15 protein-coding genes, 1 tRNA gene and 1 riboswitch are annotated in these 16,744 nt (G+C 72.0%); of the genes, 2 read left to right on the top strand and 14 right to left on the bottom strand.

Annotation, left to right across the window (positions count from 1 at the left end; all coding sequences use genetic code 11):
- The 5 genes from ABT130_RS43335 to ABT130_RS43315 form a co-directional block, all read right to left on the bottom strand.
- Positions 1-1,427 (bottom strand): ATP-binding cassette domain-containing protein (locus ABT130_RS43335; RefSeq protein ID WP_350965704.1); only part of this gene is annotated, 1,427 nt, incomplete at its 3' end.
- Positions 1,424-2,293 carry an ABC transporter permease gene (locus tag ABT130_RS43330; RefSeq protein ID WP_350965702.1) on the bottom strand — a complete coding sequence of 290 codons (870 nt, stop codon included), beginning with the start codon at positions 2,291-2,293 and terminating at the stop codon, positions 1,424-1,426. The genes ABT130_RS43335 and ABT130_RS43330, both read right to left, overlap by 4 nt.
- A gap of 46 nt (positions 2,294-2,339) precedes the next feature.
- On the bottom strand, positions 2,340-3,311 hold the full coding sequence (locus tag ABT130_RS43325; protein ID WP_350965700.1) for an ABC transporter permease: 972 nt from the start codon (positions 3,309-3,311) through the stop codon (positions 2,340-2,342).
- Entirely contained in the window at positions 3,308-4,951 is a 1,644-nt protein-coding gene (locus ABT130_RS43320) for an ABC transporter substrate-binding protein (protein WP_350965698.1), read from the bottom strand. Before ABT130_RS43320 ends, ABT130_RS43325 begins: the two co-directional genes overlap by 4 nt.
- 68 nt (positions 4,952-5,019) lie before the next feature.
- Positions 5,020-6,777, bottom strand: a complete 1,758-nt coding sequence (locus ABT130_RS43315) for an FAD/NAD(P)-binding protein (RefSeq protein WP_350913396.1) — start codon at positions 6,775-6,777, stop codon at positions 5,020-5,022.
- A 125-nt stretch (positions 6,778-6,902) separates the two neighbouring features.
- Positions 6,903-7,015: riboswitch (SAM riboswitch) on the bottom strand.
- A 52-nt stretch (positions 7,016-7,067) separates the two neighbouring features.
- On the opposite strand from ABT130_RS43315, the gene ABT130_RS43310 reads away from it, so the two are divergent.
- Entirely contained in the window at positions 7,068-7,589 is a 522-nt protein-coding gene (locus ABT130_RS43310; RefSeq protein ID WP_350913393.1) for a DUF402 domain-containing protein, read from the top strand.
- A 15-nt stretch (positions 7,590-7,604) separates the two neighbouring features.
- Here ABT130_RS43310 and ABT130_RS43305 read toward each other — a convergent pair whose 3' ends face one another.
- The 7 genes from ABT130_RS43305 to ABT130_RS43275 form a co-directional block, all read right to left on the bottom strand.
- Positions 7,605-8,417, bottom strand: a complete 813-nt coding sequence (locus tag ABT130_RS43305) for an enoyl-CoA hydratase-related protein (protein WP_350913390.1) — start codon at positions 8,415-8,417, stop codon at positions 7,605-7,607.
- A 36-nt stretch (positions 8,418-8,453) separates the two neighbouring features.
- On the bottom strand, positions 8,454-9,221 hold the full coding sequence (locus ABT130_RS43300; protein WP_350965696.1) for an ABC transporter ATP-binding protein: 768 nt from the start codon (positions 9,219-9,221) through the stop codon (positions 8,454-8,456).
- Positions 9,218-10,165 carry an ABC transporter permease gene (locus ABT130_RS43295; protein WP_350965694.1) on the bottom strand — a complete coding sequence of 316 codons (948 nt, stop codon included), beginning with the start codon at positions 10,163-10,165 and terminating at the stop codon, positions 9,218-9,220. Before ABT130_RS43295 ends, ABT130_RS43300 begins: the two co-directional genes overlap by 4 nt.
- Before the next feature lie 16 nt (positions 10,166-10,181).
- Complete coding sequence (locus ABT130_RS43290) at positions 10,182-11,189, bottom strand: ABC transporter substrate-binding protein (RefSeq protein ID WP_350965692.1); 1,008 nt, start codon at positions 11,187-11,189, stop codon at positions 10,182-10,184.
- A complete protein-coding gene (locus ABT130_RS43285; protein ID WP_350913379.1) occupies positions 11,186-12,361 on the bottom strand; it encodes an agmatinase family protein in 1,176 nt (391 codons plus the stop codon). Before ABT130_RS43285 ends, ABT130_RS43290 begins: the two co-directional genes overlap by 4 nt.
- 235 nt (positions 12,362-12,596) lie before the next feature.
- Positions 12,597-13,721 (bottom strand): nitric oxide synthase oxygenase, encoded by a 1,125-nt coding sequence (locus ABT130_RS43280; RefSeq protein ID WP_350913376.1) that lies wholly within the window; start codon positions 13,719-13,721, stop codon positions 12,597-12,599.
- A 342-nt stretch (positions 13,722-14,063) separates the two neighbouring features.
- Positions 14,064-14,139: transfer RNA gene (locus tag ABT130_RS43275), tRNA-Asn, on the bottom strand.
- Between the two features lie 173 nt (positions 14,140-14,312).
- Here ABT130_RS43275 and ABT130_RS43270 point away from each other — a divergent pair.
- Positions 14,313-14,624 carry a YtxH domain-containing protein gene (locus ABT130_RS43270; protein ID WP_350965690.1) on the top strand — a complete coding sequence of 104 codons (312 nt, stop codon included), beginning with the start codon at positions 14,313-14,315 and terminating at the stop codon, positions 14,622-14,624.
- A gap of 108 nt (positions 14,625-14,732) precedes the next feature.
- Here ABT130_RS43270 and ABT130_RS43265 read toward each other — a convergent pair whose 3' ends face one another.
- Both ABT130_RS43265 and ABT130_RS43260 read right to left on the bottom strand, forming a co-directional pair.
- On the bottom strand, positions 14,733-15,194 hold the full coding sequence (locus tag ABT130_RS43265; protein ID WP_350913371.1) for a hypothetical protein: 462 nt from the start codon (positions 15,192-15,194) through the stop codon (positions 14,733-14,735).
- Positions 15,195-15,268: 74 nt separating this feature from the next.
- The gene (locus tag ABT130_RS43260) at positions 15,269-16,567 is read right to left on the bottom strand and encodes an MGH1-like glycoside hydrolase domain-containing protein (protein WP_350965688.1); all 1,299 of its coding nucleotides are present in this window, start codon (positions 16,565-16,567) and stop codon (positions 15,269-15,271) included.
- Between the last annotated feature and the right edge of the window lie 177 nt (positions 16,568-16,744).

Here is a 16,744-nt window from a genome sequence, read left to right as displayed (position 1 = left end):
CGCGCGTTGACGGGCTCGCCCCTGACGCCCTGGCCGGGGGGGGTGGCCCGCCCCCTGGGTAGGCCCCCCCGCTGGCGCTGGCCGCCCGACAGACGCCGGGGATGGTGTCCCGCGACGTCGGCCGGTAGCCCGACCCTGTCGAGCAGCTCGGCCACCCGGTCCTTCCGCCACGAGGCCGGGGCCCCGCGACGGGAACCGCTCCCGAAGGAGGCCCCGCGGTGGGATCCGCTCCCGGAGGAGGCGCCGCGGAGCGGTTCGGCGACCAGGCGGCCCACCGTGTAGCGGGGGTCGAACGACCCGAGCGGGTTCTGGGAGATCACCTGGATCCGGGACCTGCGGGTGCGTCGTCCGCGCTCGGGGATGCCCGACCAGGGCTCACCGCCCAGCAGCACCTCTCCCGAGGCGGGTTCGAGCAGGCCGAGGACGAGCCGGGCCACCGTGGTCTTGCCGGAACCGGACTCCCCCACGATGCCGAGCGTCTCGCCGGGAAAGACCTCGAAGGACACGTCGTCGACCACGGTGCGCGAGCCGTAGGCGGCGGAGAGCCCCGAGGCCTTCAGAATCGGCGCGGCGTGGTCCACGGTCCGTTCCGGCAGCGGGGTGCGCAGCGCGACGCCCCCGGCGGCGATGGCGGACAGCCGGGTGCCACGCGAGATCGCGGAGGGTACGGCCGCGAGCAGCAGCCTGGTGTAGTCGTGCCGGGGCCGCGCCAGCACCCGCCCCGTCTCCCCCTCCTCGACGATCACCCCGTCCTTCATGACCACTACCCGGTCGGCGATGGCGGAGACCACGGCGAGGTCGTGGCTGATCATGAGCAGTGCGGTCCCGGTGGCCTTGCGGGCGGCGAGCAGGCGCAGGATCTGGGCCTGCACGGTGACGTCGAGCGCCGTCGTCGGCTCGTCGGCGATGATCAGTGGCGGGTCGGCGGCGATGGCGGAGGCGATCAGGGCCCGCTGGCGCAGTCCCCCGGACAGCTGGTGGGCGTACTGCCGGGCGCGCACCTCCGGCTCCGGCACCCCGACCGCGTCCAGCAGCTCGATCGCCCTTTCCCTCCGGGCCGCACGGGGTACGACATCGTGGGTGGCGAGCACCTCGGCGATCTCGTCGCCGACGGTGCGGAGCGGGTCCAGCGAGGTCAGCGCGTCCTGAAGCACCAACCCGGCGAACCGGCCGCGCAGCCGCCGCCAGTCGCGGGCGCCGAACCCGAGCGCGTCCCGGCCGTCGACCGTGAACCGGGAGGCGGTGACCGAGGCGCCGGGGCCGGTCAGCCCGACCAGGGTTCTGGCCGTGACGCTCTTGCCCGAGCCCGACTCCCCGACGATCGCCACGCACTCGCCCGCCTCGATCGACAGGCTCACCCCCCGTACGGCCTCCACCCCGGCCCCGGGAAAGCCGACCCGCAGGTCCTCGATGTCGATGAGGCTCACCGGTCTCTCCCTTCGAAACGGCGCTGCAGGCGGCGCCCGACGAGCGTCAGGCTGATGACGGTCAGGGTGACGGAGAGCCCGGGGAAGAGCACGGTCCACCAGGCGACGCGCAGGTAGTTACGGGCCTCCGACAGCATCGAGCCCCACTCGGGGCTGGGCGGCTGCGGCCCCATGCCGAGGAAGCTGAGACCTGAGGTGGCGATGATGGCGGTGCCCATGCCGATCGTGGCGAGCACCGGCAGCGGACCCAGCACGTTGGGCAGCACGTGGCGTGCGACGAGCACCGGCCTGGCCAGGCCGAAGGTGACCGCCTGCTCGACGTAGCCGGAGCGGCGCACCACGAACGTCTGGGCACGGATCACGCGGGCGTAGTTGGGGATCTGTGCGATGCCGATCGCGAGGATCACGTTGCCGGTTCCCGGACCGGTGACGGCGATGACCAGCAGGGCGAGCAGTAGCTCCGGGAAGGTGGCCACCACGTCGAACAGGCGGCTGAGCAGCTCGTCGAGGTAGCGGGGGGACAGTCCGGCCAGGACGCCCAGCAGGGCACCCGCCCCGGCTGCGAGGCCGATGGCGGCGGCGCCGATGCTCAGCGAGTGCCCGGCGCCGTGGACGACGCGCGACAGCACGTCGCGGCCGAGGTGGTCGGTGCCGAACCAGTGCTCGGCGCTCGGCCCGGCGAGCGCGTGCAGCGGGTCGGCGGCCAGCGGGTCGACGCCGGTCAGCAGGCCGGGCGCGACGGCGGCGACCGCGGCCACCGCCAGGAACAGCAGCGGCACGGCCAGCGGCACCCTGAAGGCGTGGCGGCGCCGCGCCGGAGCGGGAGCCGCGGTCACGACACCGGGCACCTCGGCGACCGTCGTCATCGGCTCCTCCCCGGACGGTACGGCGACCGGGGCGCCATCGGCATCTTCATCTGCTCCTCCTCAGGCGGGGGTCGATCGCGAGGTAGGCGAGGTCGACGATCGTGCTGACCGTCACGTAGGCGAGGGCGGAGATCAGCACGACCGCCATCACCAGGGGCAGGTCCTTGCTGCTCACCGCGCCGACGGTGACCTGGCCGAGCCCGGGGCGGCCGAACACGGCCTCCACGATGATCGCGCCGCCGAGCAGGAAGCCGGTGAACCAGCCGGTGAGGGTGACGGCGGGGAGCAGCGCGTGGCGCAGGGCGTGCCGGGCGACGAGCCGCCACTCGGTGATGCCGCGCGAGCGCGCGGTCACCGCGAACGGCTCCTCCAGCGCGCGTTCCAGGCCCTCGCGGAGCACCTGGCCGAGCACCCCGGCGATCTGCAGGCCGAGCGCCAGTCCCGGCAGTACGAGCGAGACGAACCCCCGGTCACCGGAGACGGGGAACCAGCCGAGGGTGAAGGAGAAGACGGCGAGCAGCAGGATGCCGACGAGGAACGGCGGGACCGAGACGACGGCCAGTTCCGAGAGTCCGACCAGGCCGCCGAGCCAGGACCGGCGCCCGGCGGTGGCCAGGGCGAGCACCAGGGCGAGCAGCACCCCGAAGGTCGCGGCGGTGAGCGCGAGCTGGACCGTCGGCCAGATCTGGGAGGCCAGGATCTCCCCCACACCGCGCTGCAGGACGTAGGAGTGGCCCAGGTCGCCCTGGAGGAGGCGGAGCAGGTAGTCGCCGTACTGCTGGAGCGGGGAGCGGGCCAGCCCCCACTCGGCGATGATCTGCGCCCGCCGCTCGGGGGTGTCGAGGCCGTCGCCGATCAGCACGTCGATCGTGTCGCCGGGGGCGAGCATCAGCGCGAGGTAGGCCGCGGTGGCGGCGGCCCAGAGCACGGCGACACCCGCTCCGAGCCGCCTGGCCACCGGGCCGAGCCACCCGGCGGCGGCCAGCCCCCGCCGCCGGGTGAGTACGAGGGTGCTCATGTCCCGATCCGGAGGTCATAAGCACTGTTGGGGGTGCCGGAGACCGGCTCGAAGGTGATGCCGGTGACGCCCGCGCCGTAGGCGATCTGGTCGGCGGGCACGTACAGCGGGAGCAGCAGCGCCTCGTCCGTGACCACGGTCTTCTGCACCTTGGCGTAGAGCTCCTTGCGCTCGGCGAGGTCGGAGGTCGCCGACGCGTCGGCGAGCAGCCTGTCCAGCTCCGCGCTCTCGAACCTGGTGCGGTTGATCGCGGCGCCCTTCGGCAGGATCAGGTTGAGCGCCGCCCCGGCGTCGGTGTCGCCGCGCGAGTTCTCGAAGATCTCGTACTCGTTCTCGTCGGTGGCCTTCTGCGCGGTGCCCTGGTCCACGAGCTTGACCTGGAAGTCGATGCCGGCGCTCTGCTTGACCGCCGCCTGGACGGCCTGGGCGAGGATGTCACGGCGGTCCCGGACGAACGGCGCGGAGCTGACCGTACGGACCGTCAGCCGCTTGCCGTCCTTGACCCGGAAGCCCTCGGCGTCACGTCCGTTCCAGCCGGCCTCGTCGAGCAGCTTGTTGGCCCGCGCCGGGTCGTTGCCGAAGGTGTTCTCCAGCGAGGGGTCGTAGAACTGCGGGCTGCCCTGGCCGATGACGCTCCAGGCCCGCTTGGCGGTGCCCTGGTAGACGGAGTCGAGCACGGCGTCCACGTCGACGGCGTCGCGGAACGCCTCGCGGACCCGCTTGTCGTCGAACGGGGGGCGGGAGACGTTGAAGTAGTAGGAGAACGCGCTGCCGGAGTTGAGGCTGGTCTCCAGCTTCAACTCCGGATTGCCCTTGATGAGGCCGATCTCGGTGGCCGGCACGCCCTCGATCACCTGTACCTGCCCGGAGGTGAGCGCGCCGACCCGCACCGCCGCCTCGGGCAGGAAGCGGTAGGTGACCTCGGCCAGGTGTGCCGGCCCCTGGTGGGCGGCGCCGGCGGGCGGCCAGTTGTAGTTCGGGTTGCGCCGGTAGTGGACCTCCTGGCCGGGGGTGAACCGGTCGAGGATGAACGGCCCGGTGCCGACCACGTCGACGCCGCCCGCCTTGAGGTCCTTGGCGTTCTTCAGCGACTTCGGGGAGACCTGGCCGGCGAGCGGGGAGGAGAGGAAGTCCAGGAACAGTCCGTCCGGGGCCTTCAGCGTGACCTTCAGGGTGTACGGGGCGCTCACCTCGGCGTGGTCGAAGTTGCGCAGCTGGATGGCGCTGACCGCGGCGTTGTAGCCGGGCGAGACGAGCTGGTCGAGGTTGGCCTTCACCGAGGCGGCGTCGAACCGCTCACCGTCGTGGAAGGTCACGTCGTCACGGAGCTCGAAGGTGTAGGTCAGACCGTCCTTGGAAACCTGCCAGGAGGTGGCCAGCCACGGCAGGAAATCACCGTTCCCGCCTCGGGCGATCAACGCGTCGAACTGGTTGTGGACCAGGAGGCGCGCCTTGTTCTGGCCCCACTGGTGCGGGTTGAAGGTGATCGGCTGCGTCTCGACGGCCCACACGAGCGATTCTCCGTCGCCGCCGGTGCCGCCCTTCGCGCCGGCCGCCGTGGTCGGGGTCCCGCTCTCGGCTCCGCAGGCCGCGAGCGCCAGCACCCCGGCGAGCGTCAGAGCGCCCCATCGCAACTTCACGTTCTTCTCCTTGTGCTGTGGTGCGTCGTGCTCGTTCGGGACCGGGTCCATGCGATCTGTCGCGGGGTTCACGCGACGTGCCGTCTTATCTGGGTGCCGACGGCCTCGGACAGGACGATCCGGGCCAGGGCGTCGGCGTGGCGGAAGAGCGGGGCGTTGCGGCGGGGCCTGGCGAAACCGCCGGTGACCTGGCCGCCGGCGACCCAGGGGCCGAAGGCGAACCTGCGCGAGTGCGGGGTGCCGGACCTGTCGACCAGGCGGCGGTCCGCGGCCCGCACGTTCACCAGCCCCGACTTCTCGTCGAGCTCGCCCCGGTCGCGGAGCGCGCCGATGAGCGGGTCGGTGGCCCGGCTCACGCTGGGCGCGGGCAGCCTGGCCTCGACGAGGGTCGTGGCCGTCACGCCGCCGGGCACGGTGGGACTCTGTGCCCGCCAGCGCCCTTCGTGGTGGTCGACCTTGAGGTCGGCGCCGAGGAAGGTGACCACCCCTGCCTTGGCCAGGGCGCGCAGCTCCGCAAGCCGGGGTCCCGGCGGGCCGCTGGCGAGGTAGCTGAAGAACCCGTGGAACCACGGATCGGAGACGCCCAGCTCGGCCAGGACCCCGTAGACGGAGAGCAGCCCGAGGATCAGGGCGTGGTCGGCGCTGTGCGCCGGGTCGGCGCGCCGTTCCAGGTCGACCGCGAGGTAGCCGTGCATCCACTTCTGCAGCCCCGCCCGGTCACCGAACCTGATGCCCGCCAACGGCCGGTCGAGCCGGTCGAAGTCGAGCCGGTCCAGGTGCCGGGGCACGGCCGTACGGATCAGCTTGCGCATACCCGGGCTGCGCCACTCCTGATCGGCGAACGCCTCCGCGAACGCCGCCCAGTCCAGCCTGGCGCGCTTGGGGTGGGCGGTGATGAGCTCGTGGTAGTACGCGAAGGCGAGCTCCTTGGCGACCAGCGGCCACACGTCCCGGCGGAAGTTCCACGGGCCCTCGCCCAGCGCCTCGCGGGTGAGGAAGCGCGGCACCGGCGGGTGTGCGCCCTCGAAGGGGTAGCCGGTCTTGGAGTGGTACGGCACGCCGCGCCGCGATCCCACGTGCAGGAGGGGCTCCCGCCCGCCGGGCAGGTAGACCAGTTCCCCGTCGTACTCGCGGACGAACCGGCCGCCCCGGCCCGAGGTGAGCAGCACCATCAGGTCGACGAAGGCCAGCCCCATCCCCCGCACGATCACCGGCTCTCCGGCGGGGATGCCGTCCAGGTCGAGGTCGGCCGCGTATCCGGTGGGCAGGTAACGCAGCCCGCCGCGCGCGGCCAGGTCGGCCAGCGCCCGCTCCTCCCCGTTCGGGGTCACGTCGCCGTGTCCCTGGGCCAGGATCACCGCGTCGACCTCGATCGTCCGGCCGTCCTCCAGCCGTACCGCCTGGCCGCCGGGGATGTCGGCGAGATCGACGGCGCGGACCGGGTGCACGTGCACCCGGACCCCGCGCGGGGCGGTCGCCACCGCGTGCCTGAAGACATGGGAGAGGTAGCCGTTCTGGGCCGGGCGGGAGGCGAAGGCGCCGGGGTCCCCGCCCAGCCACTCGGCCAGCGTGGGGCCTGGACGGATCGGCCCCTCGCAGCGCACCGACTCGTCGGTGAAGAGCGTCACGTCGGCGGCGGCGGAGTTCATCCAGAGCAGCTCGGGCTGGTCACGGCGCCAGACGCGGCCGCCCCCCGGCGGGTGGGGGTCGATCACGTGGACGTCGAGCGAGGGCCAGCCGAGCAGGTCGGCGGCGTTGGCGCAGATGCGCTCCACCAGGCAGGTGCCCGTCGGGCCGGCGCCGACGACGGCGATCGAGGCGCTCATACGGCGGCTCTACGGTGCGGCCGGTAGTGGCCGTGGGTGTCGGGGTCGATGGGGCTCGCGCAGTTCAGTGTGCTGGTCTTCGACATGTGGCACTCCCGGACATGTCTCGGTGACCCCGGTGAGGGGGTCCGCGCTTGCGGCACGCCGACCGTGCCGCCAGGTCTCCCCCGGGGGCACCCCGCCGCGGTGCGAGGGTTGCCGGTCAGCCAGCCGGGGCTTCGCACTGACACTCTTAACCTATTTAGAAGGTAGGAAATACATAGATCTCTGTCAAGGCTTAATGTTGGGGAATGTCCTATGAGATGGTGAAGGTGGTCTACCGCAAATACGACGGATCACTGCACTGGAACCACAGCGGCCTTCTGCTCGGCGAGGACGAACACGGGGTATGGACCGGCTGCGCGGCCAACTCCGTCGGCCGCAAGGGCCACGGGCCCGAGGTGGCCTCCCCGCACGCCTTCGTGATGCTCTTCCCCCGCGACGCCTGGTGGACCGCCGCCTTCAACTCCGCCCCGCACAAGCACGAGATCTACTGCGACATCTCCACCGTGCCACGGTGGAGCGACGGCGAGGTCACCATGGTCGACCTCGACCTCGACGTGATCCGGACGCGCCGGAACCTGGCGAAGGGCCGCACCAGCCGGGTCTTCCTGGACGACGAGGACGAGTTCGAGGAGCACCGGGTCAGGTACGCCTACCCGCCCGAGGTCGTCCGGAGCGCCCGCGCCTCGGCCGCCTGGCTGATGGAGGCCGTCACCGCCCGCACGGCCCCCTTCGACGCCGCCCCGCGCTGGCTCACCCTGGTCAGCTGAGATGCGCCGGAGTGACTACAGCGGCGGGAAGCCGGGGACGCGGCGCTCGACGAAGCTGGCGACGCCCTCGGCGAAGTCCGGCCGGGTGAAGGAGTCGACCATCAGGCGCGCCGCGGCCGACTCCGACGCCTCCAGGGTTCGCTGCCAGTCGCCCCAGATCTGACGCTTGATCACGGCCATCGAGGCCGGAGAGCTGTACGTCGCCAGCTCGTGGGCGTAGGCCAAGGTCTCCTCGATCAGCCGCTCTCCCGGCACCGCCCGGTTGGCCAGGCCCAGCTCGCAGGCCTCGGCACCGGTGAAGGTGCGCCCGGAGAGCAGCAGGTCCATGGCCCTGGCCTGCCCGGCCAGGCGGGGCAGGATCCACGACAGGCCGTACTCGGCGACCAGGCCGCGCCGGGCGAAGGCGGTGGTCCACTTGGCCTCGGCGGCGGTGAAGACCAGGTCGCAGACCAGGGCGTGGACCATGCCGAGCCCGGCGCAGGCGCCGTTGACCGCGGCGATGATCGGCTTGCGGATCGTGGTCGGGAAGGTGTTGGGACGCCGGTCGGGCTCCCCCGCGTACGAGCCGTCCTGGATGGCGGTGAGCGTCTGGAAGTCCGCCCCGGCGCAGAAGCCCCTGCCCGCCCCGGTGACCACGATCACCCGGACCTCGGGATTCTTCTCCGCCTCGGCCAGCTGGTCGAAGTAGCGGCGGCCCATCTCGTCGGTCCAGGCATTGAGCCGGTCCGGCCGGTTGAACGTCAGCGTCAGCACGCCCCGCTCGATCGACGGCAGCACCAGGTCGACCATCGTCTCTCCCTCCCGGAAGCCCTCGGGGCGCTCCCGCACAGGAGCTCCCCGCCCGGAGAGCTACAGAATATCGTTCTACACCTTTTCCCTCCCCGATGTCAGCATGTGCGAGCGGACCAGGTCCTCGACGCCTGCGCGCAGGCCCAGGAAGAGGGAGGTCCGCTTGACGGCGAGGGCCCGGTAGGCGGGCAGGTCGATCGGGACCTCGGCGGCGATCCTGCCGGGCCCGCAGGCGAAGACGAGGACCCGCTGGGCGAGCAGGACCGCCTCCTCCACGTCATGGGTGACCATCAGCACGGTCGTGCCCGTGTCGCGCCACACCTCGCGCAGGAAGAGCTGCATGTCCTCCTTGGTCTGCACGTCCAGCGCCCCGAACGGCTCGTCGAGCAGGAGTACGGCCGGCTCGCACGCCAGCGCCCTGGCGATCGCCACCCGCTGGCGCTGCCCGCCGGACAGCTGCCGGGGCAGCGCGCCCGCCAGGGACGACAGCCCGACCTCGCCGAGATACCAGCGGACCCGCCGTTCCCGGTCGGCCCCGGAGATCGGCAGCAGCCGCAGTCCGAAGGCCACGTTCTCCGCGACGGTGAGGAAGGGGAACAGCGCTCCCGACTGGAAGACCAGCCCGCGCTCGGGACCGGGGCCGACGACGGGTGCCCCGCCGAGCGTGATGGAGCCCGCGCTGACCGGGGAGAGCCCGGCGATCAGCGACAGCAGCGTTGACTTGCCCGAGCCGCTCGCCCCGACCACGCACACGAACTCGCCCGGCTCCATCGACAGGTCGATGCCGTCCAGGACGCGGGTGGTCCCGTAGTCCTTGGCCACTCCGCGCAGCACGAGGGTCATGCCGTCCACCTTCCGAGACGGTCGCGCAGCACGCGCAGCACGACGTCGATCAGCAGGCCGACCGCCCCGATCACGATGAGCACCGCGAAGATCTTGTCGGTCTGCAGGAACCGCTGGGCCCGGACGATCCGGTAGCCGAGCCCGGACTCGGCGGCGATCAGCTCGGCCACCACCACGAAGTTCCACGCGGCGGCGGCGTTGATCCGCGCCGCGTCCACCACCGCCGGGAGCGCGTACGGCCAGATCACCTTCCGGAGGATCTCGCCGCGCCGGGCGCCCAGGGTGGCGGCCGCCTGGCCGAGCTCGCCCGGCACCCGCCGTACGGCGTCGGCGACCATCAGCGTGTTGAAGAACACCACGCCCAGCAGCAGAATCGCGACCTTGGACGGCTCGCCGAGACCCAGCCAGATGATCAGCAGCGGGATGAACGCGGCGGCCGGCATGTAGCGGAGCAGGCCGACCGCCGGTTCCAGCAGGGCCAGCGCCACGGCCGAGGTGCCCATCGCGACGCCCACCGGCACCGAGATCGCCACCGCCAGCCCGAACCCGGCCCCGACCCGGCCGAGGCTGGCGAGGGTGTCGTCGAGCAGCAGGCCGGTGCCCAGCATCTCCGCGAACGCCTCCAGGACGGCCAGCGGGGACGGCAGGAAGGTCGGATCGACCAGCTCCGCCATGCCGACGACGGTCCAGAGGACGAGCGGGATCAGCACCGAGGCCGCCCGCAGACCCCAGCGGGCACGGACGGACATCCCGGAGCTCCGCTTCCAGACCGGGCCCGGCCGGCCCGCGCGCCGGGGCAGCGGCTCCCAGGCCCGCCGTCCCGCCTCGGGGGGCGCGACGGGCTCCGCGGTCCCCGCGCTCATGACTGCCGCGACCTTCCTGGTGGCGAGCAGGGCGAGCTGAACCCGCCCCGGCCGCAACCGGTCGCCCGGCATGCTCTCCATATCGGCGCTCCCGCACTCACGGCTTGAGGCTCCTGACGAACCTTGGCTCGAAGAGACCGTCCAGTGACGGCTCGGTGTCGGCCAGGCCCGACGCGACGAGGAACTTCGCGATCAGGGCGGCCTGGTGGTCGAGGTGGTCGTCGGTGCCGCCGGGCTCGAAGGCGGCCAGGTTGTCGTCCAGGGAGAAGATCGTGGTTCCCGCGTCGTAGCTCGCGTAGTCGGCCTCGCTCACCCCCGCCCGCCTGGCCATGATCGCGGTGGCGTCCGCCCTGTTGGCCGCGATCCACTCCAGGGTCTCGAACCAGGTCTTCACCAGCGCCTGCACCTCCTGCGGCCGCTCGGCGACCAGCGAGGCGGCCACCACCAGGTGGTCGGGGATCGCGCCGGGGAAGTCCCTGGAGGTGGCGACGGCCGTGGAACCCGGCAGCCCCAGGGCGGTGGTGGTGAAGGGCGCGAACACGCCGACCGCGTCCACCTGGCCCGCCTTGAAGGCCGCCGCGGCGGCGTCCGTCGGCAGCGGCTTGAAGGTGACGTCCTTCTCGGTCAGTCCCGCCTTCCGCAGCGCGAGCAGCAGCAGGTAGTGGTCGACGGTGCCCTGCTCGGCCGCGACGGTTCCGCCCTTCAGGTCGGCCACCGTGGCGATGCCGGACCTGGCGATGATCTGGTCGTTGCCGGTGGAGTTGTCGTTGACCAGCACGATCGTCTGCTTCGCCCCGCCGGACACCGAGGCGAGGGTGTCGTTGAGCGTCTGGCTGTTGGCGTCGATGTTGCCGGTGGCCAGCGCGGTCAGGCTGTCGGTGTAGCTGTCGAAGTACTTCAGCTCGACCTCGATGCCGTTCTTGGCGAACAGCCCCTTCTCCTGGGCGACCTGCCAGGGGAACCAGCCGGGCCAGGCGGAGAAGCCCAGGGTGAGAACCTTCTTCCCACCGGACGCGGCCGGCTCGGCGGACCCGCCGGGGGCGGACGCGCACGCCGCGCAGGCGGCGAGCAGGCAGAGCGAGACGAGCAGGCGGCGGAGCGTCACGCGGTTCCCTTCCTCGCGGGCAGGTGCCCGGAACGGACCAGGCAGCCGAGGGTGTCGCAGATGACGCGGGTGGCGATCAGCGAGGTGATCTCCGCGTTGTCGTAGGGTGGCGAGCACTCCACGACCTCGATCCCGGCCAGCGGCGCCGCGTCGGCGATGATCTGGATGAACTTCAGTACCTCGCGCGGCAGGAAGCCGCCGGGTTCCGGCCAGCCGGTGCCGGGGACGAACGCGGCGTCCAGGCAGTCGACGTCGAAGGAGAGCCACACGGCTTCGGCGTCCTTCCAGGCGACCTCCAGCGCGCGCTCGGCCGCCGCCTCGATGCCCATGTCCACGCAGTCGTTGACCGTCATGATCGTGGTGCCGCGCTCACGACCGACCTTCACCCCGGGTCGGGGCGCCTGCCATCCGCCGATGCCGATCTGCACCAGGTTCTGCGGCGGCACGTTGGGGATGTCGGTGGCGTGGAACCACGGCGTGGTGTGCATGCGTTCGTCGAGGTCGGTCTCCTGGGTGTCCACGTGCCGGTCGAAGTGGATGATCCCGAGGTTGCCCGACAGGTGTTCGGCCACGCCGCGCACGGTCGGGTAACCGATGGAGTGGTCGCCTCCCAGCACGACCGGGAACGCCCCGCTGGAGTAGACGTGCGAGACGGCCTTGGAGATCTGGTCGAAGGTCTTCTCGATGTTGCCGGGGATGGTGAACACGTCCCCGAGGTCGGCCATCGTGATCGACTCGCGCAGATCCACCCCCAGCTCGAAGCTGTAGGGGCCGTACAGGGCGGAGATCTTCCTGATGCCCTGCGGGCCGAAGCGGGTGCCCGAGCGGTAGGTCGTGCCGCCGTCGAACGGCGCGCCCAGGATCGCCACGTCGTACGCGCCGCAGCGCCGCACGTCCTCGACGTACGGAGCCTTGAGGAAGGTGTTGATCCCGGCGAAGTGCGGCAGCTCCCCGCGGGAGAAGGTCGGGATGCGCCGGTCGACGATGGAGTCGGCGCCCTGCAGGCCCACCTCCAGGGCCCAGGCGACCTCGCGCTCCCAGTTGGCGGTGGGCAGCTCGGCCTCGCGGTCGACGGCGAAGCGGGCCTCGGGACCATACCGGTCGGGGCCCGAGGGGGCCGCGCCGGAGGGGCCCTGGCGGGCGGGGTCGGAAGCGGACGGGTGCCAGTGCATGGAGCTCCGATCAGCTTGGACCCCGGCTGGAGGACAGCCGGGATCGGCCGGCCTCCCGGGCTTTTGTCCCGCCGTGGAACGGCCACGCGGCCGCCTGCATCTCTCGGACCAGTCCCGCGCCGTCGCCGTACGGCCTCACGGTCGTGACGCCCGGCGTCGGCGGCGGCGGAACCCTAGATGCGCCCCACCACTCGGTGGGTCACTGCAAGTGCAGCGCCGGTACGTTTCCCCTGAATTAACCTCCCGTTGCAGTCCGGTGACCGAGCGCGCGCTCCAGGGAGTCGGCGTGGTGGACGAAGTTCGGCGACAGCTGCCTGTCCTCGTAGTAACGGTGGAAGACCGGCGTGGCCGAGGCCGACATGGGCGGCACGATCCAGGTCCAGTCCGCGGGGCAGACCCGTCCTGCCCGCTCCTCGCGCTCCAGGTGGATCAGGAAGTGCCTGGCCTCGGTGTGGTGGTCCGTCATCGTCACCCCCGCCCGCTCGAAGGAGTGCAGGACCGCCACGTTCAGCTCCACCAGCGCCTGGTCCCGCCAGAGCGAGCGGTCGGTGCCGGTGTTCAGGCCCAGCCGCCGGGCGATCAGCGGCATCAGGTCGTAGCGGTCGGCGTCGGCCAGGTTGCGGGCGCCGATCTCGGTGCCCATGTACCAGCCGTTGAACGGCGCCGCCCGGTAGCAGACGCCGCCGATCTCCAGGCACATGTTCGAGATGACCGGTACCGCGTGCCAGCGCAGCCCCAGCTGCTCGAACCACGGGTGGTGGGGATGCGAGAGCGCGACCTCCAGCACGGCGTCGCCGGGAATCGTGGACAGCAGCGGCGGCCCGTTCCCGACCGAGATGGCCAGCGGGAGGACGTCGAAGGGGCTTCCGGGGCCGCCGGGCCAGCCCAGCTCGCGCAGCATCGCGGTGAAGCCGACGTAGCGGGGGTCCCCGATGACCGAACCGTCCGCCATCGCGTACCCGGCGTACCGGATGAGCTGCTCGTTCCAGATCCGCGGTCCCGGCGCCCCCGGCCGGTCCTGGGGGAAAACGGTGATCGTCGGGCGGATCCGGCGGGCGGGCGCCGCGTCCCGCAGGTGGTTCACGCACTCGACGGCGACGCCCTCGGCCGTGGTGACATGCCGCCGGTCGCGCACCCGCAGCGAGCGCCAGTACAGCCGCCCGATGCATCTGCCGCTGTTGCGCCAGGCCACCCTGGCGCCAAAGACCAGCTCACCACTGGTGTGCGTGTACGTGCCCGTGTCGGCGATCTCCTGCCGGACCTCGCGCAGGCGCTCCCGCAGGACCCCCGCACCGGGATTCTCCGCGTGAAACAGCCGCAGGTAGTCCTCGGCCGCCGCCATCACATCGGTTGGAGGCACCTCGGGGACCTTGGGAACCTCGTGGAACGGATCCGGCGCACGCCGCCGGGACCTTCGCCAGGTCAGCACAGAAAAACCACCCATTGTGGCTCACGAGCACGACTGCCGTTCCGGGCGGCGTGGTGCCCTGAACGCGGCGGCCCTTCCCCGCTGCGATCACTGTTGGTCCGCGGCGACCGCGCACCGGCTCACTCGCCACGATCGCGGCGACACCGGGCATGGCCTCACTCATTTTCTGCGATTCACCGTGGTTTGTCCGCTGAATCGGGGCATGAGCAGGCCACCAAACCGGGACATGAGACGCCAAAAGCCCCGAAAGCCGGGCTTCCGGGGCTCTGACGCTGGCTCCCGCGATAGGACTCGAACCTATAACCTGCCGGTTAACAGCCGGCTGCTCTGCCGATTGAGCTACACGGGATTGCGCTTTGCGCTGGTCGGACCGGGTGTCCCCGGTTCCTTGCGGCGCAGGAATAGATTAGCGCACTCCGTGGGTGTGTGTCGCATCGATAGTCCGGGGTAGGTGCGAGACGAACGGCCATCCGCGGGTGATCACAGGACAGGGACCGGCGGAACATGCTTGTGGAGGTGGACATGCGTTATCGGTTGATGTTCGGGATGGGCTTCGCGGCCGGCTACATCCTGGGGAGCCGCGCCGGTCGGGAGCGTTACGAGCAGATCAAGAGGATGGCCCAGCGGGTCTTCGACAACCCCACCGTGCAGGAGACGGCCGGCCTGATGGGCGCCAAGGTCTCCAAGGCCACCGGCGTGGCGAGGACCAAGGTGGGCGACGCGGCCAGAAACCGGCTGCCCTTCCTGCATTCGGCGAACGGCTGGCCCGGCGACGAGCACGACGACACGGGCACCGGCTGGCCGGAGAACCAGAGGACCGACACGCCCCACTGATCTTGCCGGTGCCGCCCTGTCGGCGCCCGCGGGCCCCGTGAGCGGCCCGCAGGCGCGAAAGGCCCCTCCAGGGGCCTTTCGCGTGTCCGGGCACCCTCAGACCCCGGCTCAGACGCCGAAGCTCCTGCGGGTCTCCTCAAGCGCCTGCTCCGCGAGAGCGCGCAGCCCGGCGTCGTCCGGGTCAAGACCCGCGTCGAAGACGAACTCCCAGACCAACCGGTCGGCGTCGGCCCTCCTCGCCACCAGCCGCACTCCCCCTCGCGCGTCCAGCGGGACGTAGTGGTTGACCACGATCGAGGCGGTCACCCGCTCCCGCACGGCCTCGGGGATCCGGCCGGGCTCGGGCAGCAGCGCCCGGTACGACCGCCCATCGGTGGTAACGACGGTCAGCCCCTCCTCGTCCCAGGCACCGCGGTCCACCTGGAACCAGGGCAGGCGCTCGCCGCCCAGGTAAAGTGCCCTGTCCGCGGCGATCACGTAACCGCCCGGGCCCTCGGCATAGGTGAGCACCCGGTCACCGGGATCGATGGCCCCGCGGATCTCGGCGGGCAGGCGACGGAAGAGCTTCATTTGAATCCTCACAGCGTGGAGAGGCGCGGCACGGCCCCGCATGGTCCGGTGTCGTGTCCGGCGATGGCCGTACCTCAACACTCCACGGTATCCGCGAGCAGGTCGAGGGTGAGCGCGGCCGACCAGGAGAAGTCCCGGCTGCCTCGTCCGCTGCCGTCGAAGGGGTCGAAGCACTCGCGGAAACCCGCCTGCCGTACGAGGCGCAGGGTCTGCGAGCCCAGCACCCGCACCAGCCCCACCAGGCCGTGCACCGCCGCCGCCCGCCGCAGCAGCCAGTTGGTGTTCACCCAGGACGGCCCGCGCCAGTAGCAGGACCGGTCGAACTGCGGAGCGCGGATCTCACAGCTCGGCACCGGGTACCCCGCGGCTCCCATGAAGCTCGCCGACTCCAACGTCCCCACCAGCTCCGCGATCTTGTCGGCCGGCAGTCCCTGGTCGAGCAACGGCCCGAAGGAGCCGACCGTGCGGATCGAACTGAGCCGCCCCGCGCGCAGGTCACGGGCGCGGAAGACGCCGTCGGCCCAGAGCCGGTCCAGCAGCGCGGCGCGGATCCGCTCCACCGCCTCCCGGTGCGGACCCGCGTCCGCTCCGGCCACCGGCGCCAGCTCGACGAGCGCCTGGCAGGAGGCGAGCCAGATCCCGTTGAACATCGGGTCCTCGACCGCGAACGGGTGCTCGTCTCTCAGGTAGGCCGGGTCGTAGCCGGAGTCCCGGTAGCCCAGGACCAGCGCCATGTAGCGGTCGTGGTGGCTGTCGGGATGCCACGGGGAGGGCTCCTCTCGCCGGTAGGCGTGACGGACCGGGGGCAGCGCCTCCAGCGGGGCGTCCCAGACGGGGCTGTCGTCCATCCCCGACTCCCATGGATGCACGATCGCGGCCAGCCCTCCCCCGCCCAGGTCCCTGGACGTGGCGAGGTAGTCGTGCTGGGCGACCAGCATCGGGTAGATCCGCCGTACGAGGGCCACGGCCGTGTCGCGGTCGGCCGCGTGCCGCCACACCCACCACAGGGCCAGCGCCTGCAGCGGCGGCTGGGTCAGCCCGGAGGTGCACACGCCGTGGGGAGCGGCCCGGTGCTCCGTCGAGCGCCAGACGGCCGGGCCGGGGAAGTAGACCTCCTCGCGGGCGGGCTGGAAGACGATGTGCGGCACCATCCCGGTGTGCCACTGTCCCGCCAGCAGGCTGAGCAGTTCGGTCCCGGCCCTGCGGGTGTCCCAGCGGGCCAGGCCGATCGCGACGAAGGTGGAGTCCCAGTTCCACTGGTGCGGATAGAGGCCCGGCGCGGGCACGGTCGCGGCACCCGTCGAGTTCGCGTCGAGCACGGACCATGCCTCGCGCCCGAGCGCGGCATCGTCGACCGCCGCTCGCGACTCCATCCGCCCAGTCTGCGCCTGTATCGGCCGGGAGAACAGCCCGCCTTTCCGGACGCGGGAAAAAGGGCCACGAAACGGCGCGGGGGCCCCGGCCCGCCCGGGGCGGGGGCGGCGCCCGCGGGGGCCGCAGGCGCGGGAGAAACGGGGGGACAGCGCCCCGGGGGGGGGGGGGGGGTAGGG

Origin of the sequence: Streptosporangium sp. NPDC001681 (genome assembly GCF_040298085.1) — a bacterium.
GTDB lineage: Bacteria > Actinomycetota > Actinomycetes > Streptosporangiales > Streptosporangiaceae > Streptosporangium.
Note: the sequence above shows the minus strand (reverse complement) of the source record. Positions and strands in the feature narration are given on the sequence as shown.

Coding starts and splice junctions, on each gene's coding strand:
- ABT130_RS43330 (WP_350965702.1), bottom strand. CDS start 2,293: ATGACGACGGTCGCCGAGGTGCCCGGTGTCGTGACCGCGGCTCCCGCT.
- ABT130_RS43325 (WP_350965700.1), bottom strand. CDS start 3,311: ATGAGCACCCTCGTACTCACCCGGCGGCGGGGGCTGGCCGCCGCCGGG.
- ABT130_RS43315 (WP_350913396.1), bottom strand. CDS start 6,777: ATGAGCGCCTCGATCGCCGTCGTCGGCGCCGGCCCGACGGGCACCTGC.
- ABT130_RS43310 (WP_350913393.1), top strand. CDS start 7,068: ATGTCCTATGAGATGGTGAAGGTGGTCTACCGCAAATACGACGGATCA.
- ABT130_RS43300 (WP_350965696.1), bottom strand. CDS start 9,221: ATGACCCTCGTGCTGCGCGGAGTGGCCAAGGACTACGGGACCACCCGC.
- ABT130_RS43295 (WP_350965694.1), bottom strand. CDS start 10,165: ATGGAGAGCATGCCGGGCGACCGGTTGCGGCCGGGGCGGGTTCAGCTC.
- ABT130_RS43285 (WP_350913379.1), bottom strand. CDS start 12,361: ATGCACTGGCACCCGTCCGCTTCCGACCCCGCCCGCCAGGGCCCCTCC.
- ABT130_RS43270 (WP_350965690.1), top strand. CDS start 14,313: ATGCGTTATCGGTTGATGTTCGGGATGGGCTTCGCGGCCGGCTACATC.
- ABT130_RS43265 (WP_350913371.1), bottom strand. CDS start 15,194: ATGAAGCTCTTCCGTCGCCTGCCCGCCGAGATCCGCGGGGCCATCGAT.
- ABT130_RS43260 (WP_350965688.1), bottom strand. CDS start 16,567: ATGGAGTCGCGAGCGGCGGTCGACGATGCCGCGCTCGGGCGCGAGGCA.